Annotated in this window: 16 protein-coding genes and 1 pseudogene; 7 read left to right on the forward strand and 10 right to left on the reverse strand. The window is 37.9% G+C overall.

Going from position 1 to position 19,557, the window contains the following annotated elements; translation table 11 throughout:
• Positions 1-172 precede the first annotated feature (172 nt).
• The 6 genes and pseudogenes from B1B04_RS26185 (at position 173) to B1B04_RS12810 (ending at position 5,001) form a co-directional block, all read left to right on the forward strand.
• Positions 173-781, forward strand: a complete 609-nt coding sequence (locus B1B04_RS26185; protein ID WP_240518288.1) for a hypothetical protein — start codon at positions 173-175, stop codon at positions 779-781.
• Positions 765-899 carry a hypothetical protein gene (locus tag B1B04_RS26715; RefSeq protein WP_368483751.1) on the forward strand — a complete coding sequence of 45 codons (135 nt, stop codon included), beginning with the start codon at positions 765-767 and terminating at the stop codon, positions 897-899. Before B1B04_RS26185 ends, B1B04_RS26715 begins: the two co-directional genes overlap by 17 nt.
• 353 nt (positions 900-1,252) lie before the next feature.
• Positions 1,253-1,794: pseudogene (locus B1B04_RS12795) on the forward strand (IS110 family transposase); the annotation flags it as partial.
• 745 nt (positions 1,795-2,539) lie between these two features.
• Complete coding sequence (locus B1B04_RS26190) at positions 2,540-2,731, forward strand: FadR/GntR family transcriptional regulator (protein WP_240518289.1); 192 nt, start codon at positions 2,540-2,542, stop codon at positions 2,729-2,731.
• A 472-nt stretch (positions 2,732-3,203) separates the two neighbouring features.
• Positions 3,204-4,052, forward strand: a complete 849-nt coding sequence (gene accD, locus B1B04_RS12805) for an acetyl-CoA carboxylase, carboxyltransferase subunit beta (protein WP_079561841.1) — start codon at positions 3,204-3,206, stop codon at positions 4,050-4,052.
• Positions 4,045-5,001 (forward strand): acetyl-CoA carboxylase carboxyltransferase subunit alpha, encoded by a 957-nt coding sequence (locus B1B04_RS12810; protein ID WP_079561842.1) that lies wholly within the window; start codon positions 4,045-4,047, stop codon positions 4,999-5,001. Before accD ends, B1B04_RS12810 begins: the two co-directional genes overlap by 8 nt.
• Positions 5,002-5,616: 615 nt before the next feature.
• Here the strand turns inward: B1B04_RS12810 and B1B04_RS12815 are convergent.
• From B1B04_RS12815 to B1B04_RS12860, 10 genes are all read right to left on the reverse strand, one after another.
• Entirely contained in the window at positions 5,617-6,165 is a 549-nt protein-coding gene (locus tag B1B04_RS12815) for a DinB family protein (RefSeq protein WP_240518290.1), read from the reverse strand.
• A 262-nt stretch (positions 6,166-6,427) separates the two neighbouring features.
• A complete protein-coding gene (locus B1B04_RS12820; protein WP_079561843.1) occupies positions 6,428-7,354 on the reverse strand; it encodes an alpha/beta hydrolase fold domain-containing protein in 927 nt (308 codons plus the stop codon).
• Positions 7,355-7,714: 360 nt separating this feature from the next.
• Entirely contained in the window at positions 7,715-8,647 is a 933-nt protein-coding gene (arcC, locus tag B1B04_RS12825; protein WP_079561844.1) for a carbamate kinase, read from the reverse strand.
• A 5-nt stretch (positions 8,648-8,652) separates the two neighbouring features.
• Positions 8,653-9,423 (reverse strand): oxamate carbamoyltransferase subunit AllH family protein, encoded by a 771-nt coding sequence (locus tag B1B04_RS12830; protein ID WP_079561845.1) that lies wholly within the window; start codon positions 9,421-9,423, stop codon positions 8,653-8,655.
• The gene (locus tag B1B04_RS12835) at positions 9,420-10,685 is read right to left on the reverse strand and encodes a YlbE family protein (RefSeq protein ID WP_079561846.1); all 1,266 of its coding nucleotides are present in this window, start codon (positions 10,683-10,685) and stop codon (positions 9,420-9,422) included. The genes B1B04_RS12830 and B1B04_RS12835 overlap by 4 nt, the downstream gene beginning before the upstream one ends.
• Positions 10,685-12,439 carry an acyl-CoA synthetase FdrA gene (locus tag B1B04_RS12840; RefSeq protein ID WP_079561847.1) on the reverse strand — a complete coding sequence of 585 codons (1,755 nt, stop codon included), beginning with the start codon at positions 12,437-12,439 and terminating at the stop codon, positions 10,685-10,687. Before B1B04_RS12840 ends, B1B04_RS12835 begins: the two co-directional genes overlap by 1 nt.
• A 17-nt stretch (positions 12,440-12,456) precedes the next feature.
• Positions 12,457-13,506 (reverse strand): ureidoglycolate dehydrogenase, encoded by a 1,050-nt coding sequence (gene allD, locus B1B04_RS12845; RefSeq protein WP_079561848.1) that lies wholly within the window; start codon positions 13,504-13,506, stop codon positions 12,457-12,459.
• A 124-nt stretch (positions 13,507-13,630) separates the two neighbouring features.
• Entirely contained in the window at positions 13,631-14,434 is an 804-nt protein-coding gene (gene allE / locus B1B04_RS12850) for a (S)-ureidoglycine aminohydrolase (protein WP_079561849.1), read from the reverse strand.
• Positions 14,435-14,459: 25 nt separating this feature from the next.
• Positions 14,460-15,689, reverse strand: a complete 1,230-nt coding sequence (gene allC, locus B1B04_RS12855; RefSeq protein ID WP_079561850.1) for an allantoate deiminase — start codon at positions 15,687-15,689, stop codon at positions 14,460-14,462.
• Positions 15,690-15,985: 296 nt separating this feature from the next.
• Positions 15,986-17,608 (reverse strand): lactate permease LctP family transporter, encoded by a 1,623-nt coding sequence (locus B1B04_RS12860; RefSeq protein ID WP_079561851.1) that lies wholly within the window; start codon positions 17,606-17,608, stop codon positions 15,986-15,988.
• 308 nt (positions 17,609-17,916) lie between these two features.
• Between B1B04_RS12860 and B1B04_RS12865 the strand changes: the two genes are divergently transcribed.
• Complete coding sequence (locus B1B04_RS12865) at positions 17,917-19,530, forward strand: PucR family transcriptional regulator (RefSeq protein ID WP_079561852.1); 1,614 nt, start codon at positions 17,917-17,919, stop codon at positions 19,528-19,530.
• The last annotated feature ends 27 nt before the right edge of the window (positions 19,531-19,557 follow it).

A 19,557-nucleotide genomic window follows, 5' to 3' on the forward strand; every position in this document is an offset into this window, starting at 1 on the left:
TTGTTTCTCGACAATTCAAGTATATATAAATCGGTGAATCTGTGCTTTTTTTATGCGTGGAATTGTGCGAATACCCCAAAAAATATTATAGAACCCTAAAACAAAGGGAGGCAGGAGAACGTGTCGAACATGGACAAGGAGAACCAGGCTCTGGGGAAAGCGAAAATGGTGTATGAAACAGGTGAGATCAGAAGAACTGATATCCTGGCGGGCCTGGATGCCGAGCGACGGTCGCTGGGCGTGCCGGATCGTGTTCGCCAGCCTACCGCCGGAGGAAACCAATAACCTGATCCGCCGGGAGCTGGATGCCGCCGTCTCCGGCGGCTATAGCCTGGAGTGGAAGTACTACGGTCACGATACGCCGATCGACCTGCCCGAGCGGCTCGTCGCCGCCAGGTTCGAGGCCGAGGATGAGGAGGAAGTGTTTGTCCTGCCATTGGACGAGGCATCGCTGGCTGCCTTTGGTGACGGCGGCGAACACGAGATCAGAATCGTCCGAGAAGAGCGCGACCTGGTGGACTACGCCGAGGTGTCCCGCGAGATTGGCAGGCACAACGTGGAGGAGGAACGGCGCGCGCTGGCCCTTAAGTTGAAGGAGAATTCGGACGAGATGAGCATCCACATTGCCTACGTTGATGGCGAGCCCGTCGCCTGTGGGCGGGGTCTACTTCCGGCCCGGAGGGCCCTACGCCGAACTAGCCGGAGGTCGTACCAAGACCACACACCGGAGACGGGGACTGTTCACCGCGCTGGTCGCCTCGCAGTTGCAGGAAGCCCGTGATCGCGGCCGGACGCACGCCTTCGTCGACGCGCTGCCGACCTCCGCGCCTATCCTGCGCAAGCAGGGCTTCCAGTTCGTGACTCGGACGCGGCCGTTCGTGTTCGAGCAACAGCGGTGAGCGCCGACGCTGATTGGGCAGAAAAGAGCAAAATGAAGATAACAAATACATCTTTTTTAGATGGATATAAGATGTGAATGGAGTACCTTTTGAGTTAACGGGTACGATCGTATTAAAAGGTTAACCAGTTTTTACTGGTTGACCTTTTATTAATAGAATCTATTATATCAGTAGCCAGGGTAGGACGTACGGGTGCGTGGAACAATGATTCCGTCAACTAAACTGTCCACCCCTTACTTGTAGAAACATGTTTGAGGTTGGTTGGGACATAGATCTCGTATAACAAGCGAATCTATGATACTACATGGAGGATTAGGGGTACTGGTGAATGATTGGTCAGTGGAGGAAGCGAAATGAATCCAGTAGTTGGTCTGGATGTGGCAAAAGGAGATAGCCAAGTTCAGACGTTTTTAGATAAATCTGAGCCGTTTGGAAAGAGCTTTTCAATGAAGCATACAAGAGAGGAATTACATCGTTTTACCGGCTTTTTAAATGAAATTGAAGTAATAACTGGGCAAATGCCTATGGTCATTTTAGAATCTACAGGTCATTATCATTCTCCTGTTATTCAATACTTGGAGGAGTACGAGGTTTTATATATCTTGCTTAATCCTATTATTTCTTATCAGGCTAAGAGATCCAGTGCGTATCAGTTGTGTGTGCTTTATTACAAATAAGATTTTGAACCTCATAAAAACAGAGGAATCAACTGCTGAATCTTAGAAATCTTTCAAGACAACATGAGATTGTGACGAATATGTATGTGGAAGCTAAGCTGCAGTTTCACACTATTTTAGATCAAGTGTTTCCAGAATACCGCAAGGTTTTAGGTGATCTTTATTCGAAGGTTTCTTTATTGATGTTAAAGAAAAATCCTACTTCAGAAGATATAATAGAGGCAGTTCATGTCCTCAAAAAAATAAAATGTCTAAAAGTTCTTGTCCAATTTGTCTAAAGGTTCTTGTCCATATACAAGTACAGATATTATGGGTAGTTGATGAATCAAGGCCCTCCTCCACGCCAAATAATTTTAGTTTACATAATATAAATACCTTGGTCACAACTTTCTAATTATCGTTTAATGTAGATTTGTCCAATATTCATAAAAATTATTCAAAAGAAGGAACAAACTAAGCTGGTCGATACTATACCTTAATATAGGATACAAAGTTGATAAGGAGTATATCTCCTTATTAACTTTTTTTTATTATTATCCCTATTTAAATAGCGACTTAGTGATGTACCAACACCCATAAAGTCGCGACGATTAATACCCCTGGGTATTGACTCACTTGACTAGAAGATGAATTGCTTTACATTGAGGGAACGCTTAAAAAGCGCTTTGGTAGACCTCAAGTAAATGTAAAACATGCACTAACGACGAAAAGAATACGAAATTGAAGGAAATTCATAAATTTTTATCCAGTTTTTTATTTACTTTTAAATAACTATTTTGTAAGATAGATGAAAATACAAAAGTGGTCAGACCACTTTTGTATTTATTCAGTAAGAGCCACCATCCTCTAAAGGTAGTGGATTTCGTTTCCTTATAGTAAGTATCCAAACACCTACTGAATGAAGATAAAGCCTTTGGACGCATGTTTATCTGTGCGAAAGCGATAGAACGAGGAGTTGGTCGTATGGATAAAAATACCGAACAAAAGAAAGTGTTTTTAGATATCGTCCAACAATTACTACAACTTATTAAATTGGAAGAAATACATGCTGGAGAAAAACTACCTTCCGAACGAGTTCTTTCAGAGCGTCTAGGTGTCGCGCGATCCTCTGTGAGGGAGGCATTGCGAAGCTTAGAGATTGTTAGGTCTTATTGAAACGAAACAAGGGATAGGTATGTTTCTAGCTTCTACACATATGCATCAGCTCGTAGAAATACCTGTCAATGTTTATGTTAGAAGCTGAAAAATCGAAAAAAGATGTCGAATTAACGCGACAAATTCATGAAAAGGAAGCCATTCGCGTAATAAGTTGTACAGAGACTCTGCGAATACTACCTGTGTGTGACAGTTTTTTGTAAGGCTAGAAATAGAAGGTACGATTAATTGTCAAGATGTATTACGAGAAATAATCATCACGGCGGGAAATCGTCTTTCACTAAAAATCTGGTTTCAGTTAGCGGCTTATGATGGTGAGCGTGTAAATCAAAGCTCAACAGAAGAAGAAAAAATAATCATTTAAACTATGTAGAAATCGATGCAGCTTGGCTGTGAAAAAGAAGCTTTGCAAGCTTACGAGCAGTGGATGATAACTTTACAAAGGATGTAAACAACAAAGGGGGAGACGAACATGGCAATACGTAGCTTATTTAGTAAAAAGAAAGAGGACGGACAGGAAAAGGGATTTCCTGAAGGACTTATGACAAAATGTCCAGAATGCCGTCATATTCAGTTAACAAAGGAATTAGAAAAAAATCATAAAGTGTGTACAAAATGCGATCATCATTTCAAAATGACTGCACGGGAGCGCGTAGCATATTTCTTAGATGAAGGTTCATTTGTTTCAATGGATGATCATTTACAAACAAGTAATCCACTTAATTTCCCTGATTATATAGAAAAAATTTCAGTGGCTAAACAACAAACGGGATTAAGCGATGCTGTACTAACTGGGTTAGGTACTCTTGATGGAGAAGAAATTGTTTTAGCAATTATGGATTCTCATTTCCGTATGGGCTCTATGGGTTCAGTTGTAGGAGAAAAAATCACACGTGCCGTTGAAAAAGCTATTAAATTACGTGTACCGGTTATTATCTTTTCTACTAGTGGTGGAGCACGCATGCAAGAAGGTATTCTATCATTAATGCAAATGGTAAAAACGAGTGCGGCATTAAAACATCATAGTGAAGAAGGACTACTGTTTATTTCTATCATGACGCATCCTACATACGGTGGCGTTTCGGCAAGCTTTGCTTCTATTGGAGATATTAATATTGCTGAACCAAAAGCATTGATTGGCTTTGCTGGTCGCCGTGTAATAGAAGAAACATTAAGAGAAAAACTACCAAATGATTTCCAAAAGTCAGAATTTTTACTACAGCATGGTCAGCTTGATGCAATTTTCCATCGAAAAGATTTACGAAACCAAGTAGCATTGCTTGTAAAAATGCATACGAAAGGAGGCGTGCAACATGTCTAAAAATTTAGCTTTTGAAGAACCAGTAGTACAATTACGTGAAAATATTGATGAGTTAAAAACAATTGCTACCGAAGCGAAAGTAGATATGACAGGCGAAATCGAAAAGCTTGAAACACGCCTTACTCAGCTAGAACAATCCATTTATACCAATATGAGACCATGGGATCGTGTACAGGTTGCTAGACACCCTGAACGTCCAACAACATTACAATATATAGAAGCTATGTGCGAAAATTTTATAGAGTTACATGGAGACCGTTCGTTTGGTGATGATGCGGCTATTACTGGAGGAATCGCTCTCTTTGAAGGTCAGCCCATAACAATTGTTGGACACCAGCGCGGAAAATCAACTAAAGAAAATATTCGACGAAATTTTGGTATGCCACACCCAGAAGGATATCGTAAGGCATTACGCTTAATGAAGCAGGCTGAGAAATTTAAGCGCCCAATTATTTGTTTTATTGATACGAAAGGTGCCTATCCAGGTAAGGCAGCCGAGGAACGCGGCCCAAGTGAAGCCATTGCCAGAACTCTTGCTGAAATGACGATTCTAACAGTACCAGTTATTAGTATTGTTATTGGAGAAGGCGGAAGTGGTGGTGCAATTGCATTAGGGGTAGCTAATCGCGTCTTTATGTTAGAGAACTCAACGTATTCGGTTATCTCGCCTGAAGGTGCTGCGTCGATTTTATGGCGAGATGGTAGTCTAGGGAAGCAAGCAGCAGAAGCAATGCGTATAACAGCACCTGACTTAAAAGAGCTCGACGTTATTGATGGAATAATTCCTGAAATAACTGGTGGAGCACACCGTAATGTTGCGAAGCAAGCAATTTATATAAAAGAATGTATAAGCGTCACACTAAAAGCATTGAATTCTTTAAATGGCGAACAATTAATTGAGGATCGTTATGAGAAATTCAGAAAGATTGGACAGTATACAGAAGCTTAAATTCATTTTTAGGTTATTGGACATTTAAATAAAATATTAGCCTAATGATGGAAGAATAAAGGGTAAAAAGATTGATCATTTAAAATAAAGTTCGATAATTTGTGATATAGTTTGATTAACTTCGCATTTAAATAAAACCCAAGCATTTTGATCGAACTTTTTTCAATATGCTTGGGTTTCTTCTATTCGTTCGCAGCAAACTTTTTTATCAAACTTTATTCCAAACCAACACTAATATACATAGCTGTGGAACAGTACGAGCACATGGAGAAAAAATATTAAGACAGCTGGAAAAATGTACGTTGTCTGGATATTCTTGTCCAAAAAGTAGGGAAATATATTATGTCCGGACATTCTTGTCCAAAATGTCTGTAGATTCTTGTCCATATACATATGGGCAGTTGACGTATCCAAGCCCTCCTCCACGCCAAATAATTTTAGTTTACATAATACAAATTATAGGAAGTTATGTATCAATGAAAAGTATACTAATAATAGTGAGACAAAACAGCTAAAAAAGTTAATTTAACTAGTAATGTTGTTTTTTAAGTATAAAATATGGGAACGCCCGATTTGGATGTTCCCATTCTTAATATGAAATCTGCGTTTACCTGCCTAAGCTTTTTGCATTTTACTTAGGAATACTATTTGCCCAATATGGTATGCGTCATGTAATGCTAAACTCTTCATTTCAAGCACTAATGATCTTTCTCCAGGTATCTGTCGATACAAATCTTCTTGTTCTGCTTTTGCTAGTATTTTTTCTAGTTCATGATGAACATCATAATATTCTTGTTTTGTTTCCTTCCAATTTTCAAACGTCAAAATTGGTAATCGAAATGTAGATTCATTATTATCTGCCCGTGGTTCATTCGCTGTATCACCAAGAAATCGCGTCAGAAGTCTCTTTTTATAGAAAAGTAAATGACAAACTAATTCCCAAATGGAATTCATTGCTCCCTCAGTTGGTTTCCAAAATGCCTGTTCAAAAGTAATTTCCTCTAGCACTTTTTCAAGTGCTGGAAACCAATCTTCTTCATCTAAGCAGCTTGTCCATTGTTGTAACAAAAGTGTCTTTGCATCTATTGTTTGTTCCCTCCAGTTTAATCCCTTTAATACATAATCCACTTTGTCAAAATCATTTACGGCTAAATATTTAAACAACTTTCACCAACCATTTTCTTTTCTTATAATGCGTTCTTACTTCTAAGCCCTTTAATGCGCGAAATGACCATAGTCTGCTATTTCAGCTGCAGTTAACCTTCAATTGGAGATTAAAGTTTAAGCCATTTTGACTTCTGATAAACCATATATATAAATACGTCCTCTTTTTTGCATATTTCAATTGATATATGAATTCATCACAATCTTGCCACGCTAATTTACTCACATACAGAACATACGTTCCATACCTAAAAAACAGCATTTATTCATTAATTATAGTGATAATTTTCTGTTGAGCATCTAGAGCTTCAGGGATTGGCATAACAACAAACACATGATTCATTTTCGGATAAACAAAGGTATTGTGTTCAATTTCCTGTTCTGTTAGCTCTTCATCAAGTCTTATTGCATCTGGATATAAACATTCGTGCGTTCCAATAAAATGAGTTATCTTTCCAAGTCCTTTAAAGTCAAGGTTTATTGGACTAATCAATGGATCTTTTAAATCTTTATCAGCTGCCCATAACTTAGTAATGACTACCATTCCTTCACTTGCTAACATCGGATCGATTTCTTCATATTCAGCTATAAGAGGATTTTCAAAAGTCAAATCAACACTTGCTGATAATAAAATAATGTCTTTCGGTTGAGGCAAATTGTTCATTTTTACAACATGGGCCAGGCCAAGTGCTATATTACCGCCTGCCGAATCTCCCATGATTGTTAATTGATTTGAATTTTCAGCAGTTGCAAGCATTTCTTTATACAGATTTAGAATTTTCGGGTACGTATCCTTATAGTTAAAATGAGGCACTTTAGGATAAATCGGAACAATTATTTTCGCATTCAAAGATTGCGCCATTTTATCCAAGAACAACCAATGGAAACTTAAAGGTTGCTCCGTCCAAGCACCACCGTGTAGATATAGAATAGCTTTTTGCTTCAAAGACTTTTCGTAATTTAATGTGAAAACCTGCATTCCCTCGAATACATGCTCCTTCACTTCACTTAAAAATGTAACATCCTCTCCAATAACATAAGGTTTAGTGTTTTCAGTACCTTTTTCCTTAACAAACTGTTCGGTGTTTGCAATACTAGAAAAACTCTCTTTATTACTTTCAGCAATTATCCATTTTTCGAATTGAATACTTTCTTCTGAACGTTCTCCGTTATAAATAGTTACACCCATCTTTTAGTTTTCTCCCCTTTAAATAAACATTTTTATTGGTTTCAAAACATAGAATAATGATTTGTAATAGCTGTGAATCTTAGAAGTTTTTCAACAGTTTTACAAATTATCAATCTTCATTATACATTATTATCCTTTTTTAACTAAATATAAAAAGTCCAAAACTATTTCTCCATTTTTAAGACAAATAGTTTTGGACTTTTAATTTTTACATATACTTTCTACTTATTTGTTTAAAGGCTAGTAGAACCCTCTTTAAGAGTGATTCAACAATTTCGAAGTAAGTTGAACGACAAGAAGTTTGCAACGTCTAGAGAACGCTATATGTCGCTTTAGGACGTTGCAAACAACTAATTCAGCTTATTTTGTTATACGTGTACCTGCTTTTCCGTCTAATGCAGTTACTGCTTGATCGATTGAACAAATGATAGACTCTTTCCCTAATTTCGCAAATTCTATAGCTGCTTGCATTTTTGGTAACATACTACCTGCTGGGAATTGTCCTTCTGCAACATACTGCTCAGCTTCTGCTACAGTAATATGGCTTAATTTTTGCTCATTTTCTTTCCCAAAATTAATATAGACATTTGGTACATCTGTTAGCATCATGAAAACATCCGCATTCACTTGTTGTGCAAGCTTTAATCCTGAACGATCTTTATCAATTACTGCTTCAATACCTTGTAATTGACCACTGTCTTCACGATAAACAGGTATTCCACCACCACCAGATGAAATAACAATTGTTTCATCAATTAAACGTTTAATTTCATCTATACCATGAATCACTTTAGGTTCTGGTGAAGGCACAACGCGTCTGTATCCCCGACCTGCATCTTCTGCCATCGTAAAACCTTGTCTTTCTAGACGCTGCGCATCTTCTTCCGAGAAAAATACACCAATTGGTTTAGTCGGATTTTTAAACGCTTGATCGTCCTTGTCCACTTCTACCATCGTTAGCAATGTCACCACATTTGTAGCAATGTCTCGTTCTTTCATATGGTTTTTTAAAGCTGTCTCCATCATATAACCAATGAACCCCTGTGATTCTGCGTTACAAACATGGATTGGTAGTGGTTCAACAACATTTTTAGCAGCTTCGTTTTGAGCAATAATATTTCCCACTTGCGGACCATTGCCGTGTGTAATGACAATTTTATGCCCCGCTTCTCGAATTTCCACCATATGGCCTGTTGCCGACACTACGTTTTTAAATTGATTTTCATAAGTTGCTTCTTGTTTTGGCTGTAAAATGGCATTACCGCCCAAAGCAATAACTACACTTTTCCCCATTTCTTTCACTCCTTAGTTAATGACATGTAAATGCCATATAACGTATCCATCCCGGATGATGAACCTACATTTATAAGCCTTTTCATACTTTCTAAAGATGGATCATGCTGCAATGCTGTAATCTTCGAACTAAATAGACCATCTAAAGCACATGTTATAAAACGCTTACTAACAATGGTTGTTAACGGTTCCTTCATTAAAGCTTTTAACGTTTCGAGATGTTTATGTTCGATAAAATGATTGATAAAATGTCCGTACAAAATGCCGACCAGTATATCGTCACCAGTTGGTGTTAGGCCTTGTCCACGTCCAATGAAGTAACGAAGTGTCTCCTCAAGATTTTCAGATGGATCTTGTAATCGATTGATCAAGGACAACACACGTGCACGTTCAAAATCTGTTGAATCATAGGCTTTAAATGAAATGTCTTGAAAATTTTCTTTTAATTGAGTGATATTTGCATGTTCAAAATCCATATTTAAAGGGAGTGTTTTTGAATTCAACAACATGTCAAATCGGTTATGAGTAAGACGATTATGACGAACTGTTAACGTATCTCCCACTTGAATATAAGTCTTTATCGTTTCTTTCGTTTGTGGATCAAGCAATATACCAAACGGAAATGTCCCATTTTCATCGGTACCAGCAAATATCAATTCACCATTTTGATCAACGATATTCAAACCTTTTTCAAATATACTGTGTACGGAAAAGGTATTACCTTCATTTAACAATGGAAGTGCGATTGACCCAACCGCACTTGCTTGTAAAATCATCCTTTAAAGCCTAGCTTTTCGGCATAAGCTGTAATAGCTTTTTCGAAACATTCGATTGGCGGATGGACTGTACCGGCACCAATTTGTCCGTAACCCGCAATTTTGTGGGCAATACCTGTGTTGATGACTGGAGTGATCCCTGTTTCAACAACTTTCCTAGCGTCGATGCCTAAACATGCGCCTTTGAAGTCCCAAGTTGGGATGACAAAGTTCGGATTTTCACTAATACAAATTTCAGTCATTTGATTACTCGTTTCAAGCGCATCATTAAATCCGCCCGTACCTACAAAGCGTGTAACTGCAGGAGCTGCAATCATTGCCATGCCGCCCACACCGATTGTTTCTGTAATCGCTGAATCGCCCATATCTGTGTTTGCATCTTCTGCTGAGTAACCAGTGAAATATAATCCTTGTGGCGTATTAACAGGAGCCGTAAACCATTCGTCTCCCATACCCGCAATACGTATACCAAAGTTTTCACCGTTTCGGCACATCGCAGTAACAACTGTACCGTGTTCGATCGTACGCGCTGCATCCATCATCGCCTTACCAGCCGCCATGGCAATGTTTAAGAAAAATTGGTCTGTGTCAGCTAAGAACTGGATTACTTCTGTACATTGTTCTTTTTCAACGTCTTCTAATGACGTAATGATTGGCGCTATTTCTTTTAAAAACGCAAGTGACGCAGCAATATTACGTTGGTGGAATTCATCACCCATGGCAATCGCTTTCGCAAACAATACGTTAACGTTCAAGCCTTCAGCCAATGTTCTTAATGCTTTACTTAACACTGGACCTAATACGTCTTTCATCCAGTGTAAACGGTTGATTACTTGCTCATTATAAGCGCCAAAGCGTAATACGGCTCCAATCCCTTCGTTCATTTGACAGTACGCCTCGTGACCACTCTCTTTGTTAACAACGACAAGGACTGGCATATTAGGTGATGTGATACCACCCATTGGCCCAACCGCATTCACATGGTGACATGGAATAAATGTTATCTGATCATTTTCAAGTAGATCACGTGCACCTTCCTCGTCTTTTGCCCATCCTTCAAAAAGGATTGCGCCAACGCAGGAACCTTGCATAGGATCTGTCATGTTTTCATATTTCATTGGAGGTCCAGCATGTAATAACACATACTCTTTTAATTCTGGAATAACAGACTTAGCAGGTACAACATCCGTTAAGAATGGTGCTGCTGCTATGATCTTTTGAATAACGGCTTCGTTTGCTTCATTGATTGTTCTGAAACCCATTAGATTGTACCTCCTTCATAATAGTTTAAGAATTGAAGTACTTTCATTAACTTCTCATCGCCACCAGCAATTGGACGCCAATTAAATTGAACACATTCCGAGCCACTGTTTTGAACAGCTTCCGTAAAGCTTTTTAGCCCAATATTGATCACACTTGGTTTCATATTGATGAACGACATCACTTTATCATCTACTGCTAAATTTTCTTTTGTATAGTCGAATTTTTGTACATCGACAATTGGTTGTTCCACTTTACCGCATATAAGTTGGATAGCTGTGCGAACCATTTGGTCGTTTGTCTTACAAATAATTGCACCGCTCTCTTTTAAGATCTCCATTTGTTTCTCATAACCTTGGATGTCCTGTGCTGTACCTACAACTGTTGCAAGCACTGCAAGTTGACGACCATCTTGACGTGCACTGTCTAAAATACGTTTGATTGCTGGTGCTAGTTCACTGGCCATGTCTTCATGCCCACCGTTACCAATGACGTTATCAATCATAATGACCGCTGTTTCAGGATCGTTAACGGATTTTTCAAGCATTTCGATTCGTTTTTCAGGATCAATCATCGGGTGTGGTTTACCTTTTGTATAAACATCATCACCTAAATCGATAATTTCATGAGTGTTTGTTTTTAAAACATAGCGATCGCTTTGCTCTTCAGTCATTGTATCTTTGAAAGCATCTCTCACTAGCATCGCTGCTTCAGATGCTAATGTACCGCCTGAATAATAACCTTTAATACCAACTTGTGATTCTTTTAATACAACGTTTACATCAGCTGTTGTCGGTTCAAAATTCGGTTTGTCCCCATTTGATAATTGGACAGCTACAACTGCTGCTTCTTCAAGTGTATAAGCATGATAGATGTTCTCTTCTTGATAGGAAGGTTTGTCACCTAAAAATAGCGTAACAACTGGTTTGTCAATATTTCTTAATAAGTTTAATACTTTGCGTTGTACTTCCTCTGCAGGTGGTTTGGAGATCACTGTAATTACTTTTACTTTCGGATCTTGATTTAACGCTTTGATGCTATCTAACATTGTAATCGCACCAACTTCCGTCGATAAATCACGTCCACCTGTACCAAGAGCGTTCGTAACACCTTTACCATAACGGTCAATAATTGTTGTCACTTCTTGGATCCCTGTACCTGATGCCCCGACAATACCGATGTCGCCTTCGTTTACGTTATTTGTAAAGGCAAGAGGTACGCCGTGAATAAGTGCAGTACCACAGTCTGGGCCCATCACTAATAATCCTTTTTCATGCGCTTTTTGTTTCAATTTCACTTCGTCTTCTTTCGAAACATTGTCGCTGAACATGAATACATGCAAGCCTTCGTTCAATGCGTTTTCCGCTTCCATCGCAGCATATTGACCAGGAATTGAAATTAACGCTAAGTTCGGATTGTTCGCAAGCTCCATTGCACGTTTCCAGTTATGTGCTTCTTGACCTTTAGATGTATTTTGTGAATCTGATTCACCTTTTAAAGCGATCTCTACTTCTTCTTTCACTTCGTCTACTTTTTGTTCTTGATCTGTATCTACAACGATGACAATATCATTTGGCTTAGCTTTTTCTAATTCATCCGTGCCTAAGCCAGAAGATTTAAAAATGTCTTTATTCGCTGGTGTTCCCATCATGATTGATACTTTGCTTACACCATCAATTGCAGATAACTTATTTGATAAAAGCATTAACACGATGGAGTCTTTATAAGTGTTTTCTTTTATAATTGTGTATAACATGATGATCCTCCAATTTATTATTCTGCAAATCTATTTTTTCCGTGATAACGATCGAAATGAACATCGTCTGACACAAGGTAGTTATAAATATCGTCTACGATTTCGATACCTTCTTTATCATATTTCGCACTTCTTAATTTACCGCGTTCACCTGGATAATAAATTTCTCCATATCCCTCTGCAGCTGGCTGCCCTTTTAATTCATCGAGCATCGTGGAAATTTGTCGTTTGAAAGCATCTAAATTTGTGAAATAGGCAGGATTAATAACAATATGAAGTTGACCTAAGTCACGCCCTTTTGTTAAGTCTTGATACATGGAAGACACATGCATACCATGAGGGACTCCTAGAAGACTACCGGATAATATATCTACCATCATCATCAAGCCATACCCTTTTGCACCCGAAATTGGCAGGAGTGCATGAACATCTCTAGCATTCGTAGTTGGTGCACCAGTTTCATCTACTGCCCATGTATCTGGAATAGATTCGTTTTTACTTCTTGCGTCTAAAATTTTGCCCCAAGCTTGGACAGTTGTCGCCATATCAAATGTAATGATGCGATCATCTGCAGATGGTGCACTAAATGCAATTGGGTTTGTACCAAAGTAAGGTTCAGTCCCCCCAAATGGCACGGCCATAGGATCTGATTGACACATACTAATAGCAACCATATCTTGTTCTGCTGCCATCTCAACAAAATAACCTAACGCACCACTATGTGAGATATTTTTCATACCAACAACGGCAACACCTGATTGTTTTGCCATGTCAATCGCTTTTTCCATTGCTTGTTTTGCCACTTGGTGACCTGGGCCATTATCTCCACCAAAAACAGCAGAGCATGGACCTGTTTGTTCAAATGTATAATTTGGATTTGCGGTAATACCGCCTTTTGCGATTCGTTCAGAATAGTATTCAACACGTACGGCACCATGTGAGTGAATACCTCTATGATCAGCGAATGTTAAAACATCTGAAACATCATGTGCCGCTCCTTCATTTAATCCCGCTTTTATAAACTTTTGTTTCATTAGATTAAATAGTTCTTCCTTCGATACACGCATCTTGTCAGCCCCTTTTCTTACATCACTAAAATATTTTGTCAGATTCTACATAAGTGAATTTCTTTTGTAACGGAGATACCTAATGAATCTTTCGATAGCTTCAAAGATTCATTAGGCCTCCTCTTTATAGGTCAATGTCTCGGTTTGCATCTTTAGAATAAATATATGAGAATGGTTCATCTAAACCAATTGCATAAGTTGCTTGCGGTACATAAGCGCCCATAAAGATATAATCCCCTTTATCAACTGGCATCCATTCGTTATCTAAGTTATACATTCCTCGGCCACTTAAAACGTACGCACCGTGTTCTTGAACATGTGTTTCAATGTAACCGTGTGAAGCACCTGGTTTGAATGAAAGAATATGAATGTTCATGTCATATCCGATCTCTTTTGGTAATAAATCTTGGATTAATACTTCTTTCATACCTTCATAAGCTTCTTGTTTAATGTCGTTCACATTACCTGTCACTACATCAGGTGTATGTCCTTTAAGTGGATGCCCTTTAAGTGGTTGATAACGTTTTTTATATAAAAATAAGCGGCTATCCTCACCGTTATTATTATTTTCAAAAGTTAACTGTAGGTGTGGCGGTACATATAAGTATCCACCTGCCGTTAATTCGTATTTTTCACCAGCTGCATAAGCGTTGATTGTGCCATTAATAACGTATACAAATGATTGAATACCTTCACCAGCGAAACCAGTTTTATTTCCACCTTCGTTTTTAACCGTCACTAAGTAATCTACGAATCTTGCGCCTAAACGTGGTGATCCTAAAATTGTTACGTCACAATCTTGAAAGCCAGGTACAACATTATTCACTAAGCCATCTGGTGTGATTAAAGCGTAATTATCTTTTTTAATGACAGAACGTGTTTCTAATAAACCTTCTCTGTATCCTTGATTAAGATTTAAGTAACCCATCAGTAAATCCGCTCCTTTTCAATGTTTATTCTTTATACGCTAGTTCATAAAGTACATCTGCTAATACTTCGATGCCTTTAACTAGGTCTTCTATCTTCGTCTCTTCTGTGATATTGTGACTAATTCCACCAATAGAAGGTACAAACAACATCGCCGTTGGAACATATTGCGCGAAGATTTGTGAGTCATGTCCTGCACCAGATGGCATCACTTTATATTGATCACCTACATTGTTTTTTGCTGCTTGTTCAATAATTCGAACGATTTTTTCATCCATCAATGTTGGTGCCTCATCCATCCATAAATTAATGTCGTAAGTCATGCTATTTGCTTCAGCGACTAGTTTAATTTTGTCTTCGATTTCTGCAGCAAAATCATTTAATAGTTGCTGATCAATATGACGACAATCTATTGAGAACGTAATTTCACCAGGAACTACATTTACTGTGTTTGGTACAAGTGTGACATGACCGAACGTTAACACAAGTGGTTCCCCAATTTCTCTAGCACGTTTTGTTAAATCAGTGACAATTTCACTATAGGCAACAACTGTATCACGACGTAATGACATTGGCGTTGTGCCTGCATGATTTGCTTCACCTTTTAAGTTGATCGTGAAGCGTTTTTGACCGACGATTCCATTAACAACACCGATTGTTTTATTTTCCGTCTCTAACACCTTACCTTGTTCAATATGAATTTCAACAAATGCTTTGATGTCTTTGCGTACGTCAGTCGTATTACGATAATCAAAACCTGATTGACGCATCGCATCTTCGAACTTAATACCTTCAGCATCTTCAATTGTGTCAACATCTGATTTTTTAGCTAAGTTAAAGAAGTTTTTGCTACCCCAAAATGTATAAGGGAAACGACTACCTTCTTCTTCTGCAAGCGATAATACTTCTAATGAGCGCAATGGTTGACCATGCTTTTCTTTTAAATATTTCACAGCCACGAGTGCAGATAAGATACCGAATTGTCCATCTAGATGACCACCTTCAACTACTGTGTCGATATGTGATCCTGTTAAAATTGTTTCTTCCGGATATTTACTGCCAACAAGACGCCCAGATAAGTTACCGATGTCGTCGAATCGTGCATAGAAGCCTTCTTCTTTGAATGTTGTTTCCAACTCACGAACGGCATCATTCCATTCTTGAGAATATAAAAGACGTGTAATACCACCTTGTTCTAAACCGCCAAAGCTTGTGAATTTCTTATCTAACAACTCAAAAGTCGATTGAATATCCATACTGCTTTCACTCCTTCCTTCTACACTTTTATTATAGGGCCTTCCTTATAACCATTCATTGACACAACGAACAATAATGGAGGGTCCTTTTATGCACTTTAAACAAAAAAATTAGTAAGGAGCAAGTAGCCGTGAGGTAAAAAAGAATGCTGTTCGCTATCGATTATGTAAAGGGACTAAAAAGGCGTTTGAGCAGAGCAAATAATCGAGTTTATCTTTACGTAAAAACAAAAACCACATAGTAAATCTATGTAAAAACTTAGATTTACTATGTGGTATATTCATTATTTACGTCATTAGAGGATAAATGATAACCCGAGTGTCATGATACATACGAGAAGGAGCAAGCCTAAACTATATCGTATTGTATATTGAAAAATTTTTGACTCATTCCCGGTTTGATTAACGGCTGCCGCTGCAATCGCGATAGATTGTGGTGAAATCAATTTCGCTACGCTTCCACCAGCCGTATTCGCAGCCATTAGCAATGATGGTGAGATGCCAATCTGCGTTCCGGTAACTACCTGCAAGCTGCCAAATAATGCGTTATTATTCACAACAGATCCCGTGAGAAAAACACCGATCCATCCTAATACTGGACTAACAAATGGGAAAAATTCACCCGTTTTGGCAAGCGCCAGTCCTAGAGAAGTGCTAAGCCCAGAAAAGTCCGAAAGATTAGCAAAAGCCATTACAAGTACGATTGTAACAATTGGTAACCATAGTTCTTTAATCGTGTCACCTAATAAATGAACGGATTGTTTGATATTTAATGCTGGAAACAGGACACTTGTTAAAATGATGGCCAATAAAATCGCCGTTCCCGTAGCCGAAACAAAGTTAATATTTAAAATAGCTGGTATAGCATTTGCTTCTGTTACGATCGGTGGTGTACGCATGATTTGCTCATGTAATCCTGGCATTTTCAAAGCGACAGTCGTAAAATCAAGTGCACCACCATCTACAAATAATTGTTTAAATGCAGGCAAGCTCCAAACGGCAATAACACCTGTAAGTATATAAAATGGTGACCATGCTACCAAAATCTCTTTCATCGAATAGTTTTTTAATTTCCCTGTTAATTCTACCCCTGGTTCATGGTAAATCGTTTTCGGTTGCCACTTCCTTAAGAATAACGCTAAAGCAACCATACTAACTAAAGAAGGAATAATATTCGCAAGCTCCGGCCCGATCATAGTAATTGTCAGTAAATGAAGCACTGAATAGACACTACTAACGACTAAAATAGCTGGGAATATTTCTTTTATTCCCTTGATTCCATCTAAAATAAAAATGAGGAGAAAGGGTACGACAAATGATATTAAAGGTAATAGATAGGCTGTCATTCTTGACAGTTCTAACGTTTCCAACCCACCTACTTCAGCACCAGTAATGACGGGAATTCCAACTGTACCAAATGCGCCCGTAGAGGCATTGGCGATTAGACAAAGTCCGGCAGCTTTAATCGGATGAAAACCAAGCGTCACAAGTAAGGCTGCACAAATAGCGATTGGAACACCTAATCCGGCCGCTCCTTCCAAGAAAGCATTAAAACAAAAGCCAATGAGCAATAATTGCAGTCTTTGATCCTCGGTAATATTCGCTATACTACCACGTACGATTTCAAATTTTCCGGCTTGCACAGAAATTTTGTACAACCAAACAGCCATAATGACGATATAACCTATAGGCCACAGCGCTTTACCTGTTCCTAGAAGAATGGCCGCGAAAGCTTTGGCAATCGGCATATCGAAAATTCCGACTGAAATGATCATAGTAACCCCTAAAGTTAAAGCCGCTGCATAAATACCTTTTAACTTAAAGATTGTTAAACTAAGTAGAAATAGGAGTATAGGAAGAAAGGCTATGATGCCACTCACTATTTCGTTTCCAAGTGGATTGTATTGTTGATCCCACATCGTTGTCACTTCTTTCTAACGTAGTTATTTCTAACATGGTTTAGTTGAGTAAAAGTGAATTTCTTTGTTCGAGCTACTTTAGCATGCTATCCTTGTTGTAACCCGCTTTTCAAAAACAAAGCATTACATAGAATATTTTGACCTAGTTCAAGCATATGAATCTCCTTTACTATTTCGAAATAAAGGATTATACGTATAATAACCTTCAAAAATAGTATACAATCAGAGAGATAGCTTATCCTTGTAGCATCTTACATATTTAAATAATATTTTGGCTTTTTCTAACAAAGGTAGAGGAGATGATTCTTGTGACAACATTAAAAGAAATTATGTCTGTCCAACAATTTTCTGATTTAATATTGTTAAATGATGAGGGCGATTTAGAAAGAGAAGTAGAAATGGTTGATATTACGGAAACGCCTGACATTAAAAATTTCACAGCACCACATTCATTTATCGTCACGACGGGTATGTGTTATCAAGACGACCAATCCGGATTAATAGATCTCATACGAGAATTAAATGATATACAAGTTGCCGGCATAGGCGTTAAGTTATCGCGCTTTTTAGAAAAGATCGACGAGGAAGTATTAGAATATGCGAATGAGTTAAAATTCCCCATTATCAGAATCCCTGATAGTTGGAATCTTGGATCCATTACACACCATATATCATCCTATATATTGGATGAAGAAACTGAAAAATTATATTTCGCATTAGATATCCAACAAGAATTAAATACAATGCTTATGAGAGGTTTGAGCTTGGAAATGATGATTGAACGTATGAGCAGACTCCTCAGAGTCCCGGTGATGCTCTTAAATCCTTTCCATCAAATTAAATCGATGAGCCATCACTTCCACGAACACTCAGAGCAAGTTCAAAAAAATCTTAGTTACTTCAAAAGATGTGTTAATTCCAATCAAATTTCACCTAATAATAAAGCATCTTTCCAAGAAGAACATATTATATTTGAGGTTCCAGCATTTAAATATTTTCCATATTATTTGATGGTCTCAAATGTCAATACGCTTACGTATCCATTTAGTTTGCTTGCCATAGAACAAGCTGTCAATACACTCAGTCTTGCCATCTATAAAAATAGTAAAATCAAAGAAGCGGAACAACAAGATGTAAATCGATTTTTCGAAACTTTAATGTCTGAACATCCTGATAATCTTATTTCAGTCAAGCAGCACCCTGAGTTTTTAAAAAAGCATCTTATCCAACCATCTAATTTCTATCAAGTGATCGTTTGTGCAATTGATCAAGAAAGAGATGTGGAAAATAATATTTATTTGAATGAACGCTATCAGATGACCTTTGAATGGCTCACACATAAGTTGACGGACATTGATCCTTCTATCAGTGTCTATATGTCTCCAGGGAATCATCGGTTTACGATACTCTTACAAACGAAACATCAACATTATTTAGATTACTGCAAATATATCCAAAAAGAGTATCAAAAACTTTTTAATAGTACCCTTTCTTTCGGTATTGGGAATGAAGTCACTGAATTCTCACAGTTACCACTCTCTTATTTCGAAGCGAATGAAGCTTTTGATCATAAGTCTGAAAGTGGGAAAATAGAATTTATAGAACTCTATAAATCTAAAAGTGTGGAAGAATTATTACAACTCATTCCAGCCAATAAATTAAAGCCGTTTATCACATATACGCTAGGTTCATTAGCCTATCCGAAAACGACGAAGGAAAAAGAACTAAAACATACATTGAAAATTTATTTGGCGAACCATTGTGATCTTACAAAAACTTCAGAGGATATATTTATTCATCGGAATACGGTTAAATATCGGATTAAAAAATGTGAAGAGATATTAGGTCAACCTATCGAAGCACCTGACATTTCACTGGATTTACGATTAGCATTATTTGCATCAGAAAAAGTAAATTTTTAACCTAAAAAATCCCGCTAAAAAGCTGTT

Origin of the sequence: Lysinibacillus sp. KCTC 33748 (genome assembly GCF_002237755.1) — a bacterium.
Lineage (GTDB): Bacteria > Bacillota > Bacilli > Bacillales_A > Planococcaceae > Lysinibacillus.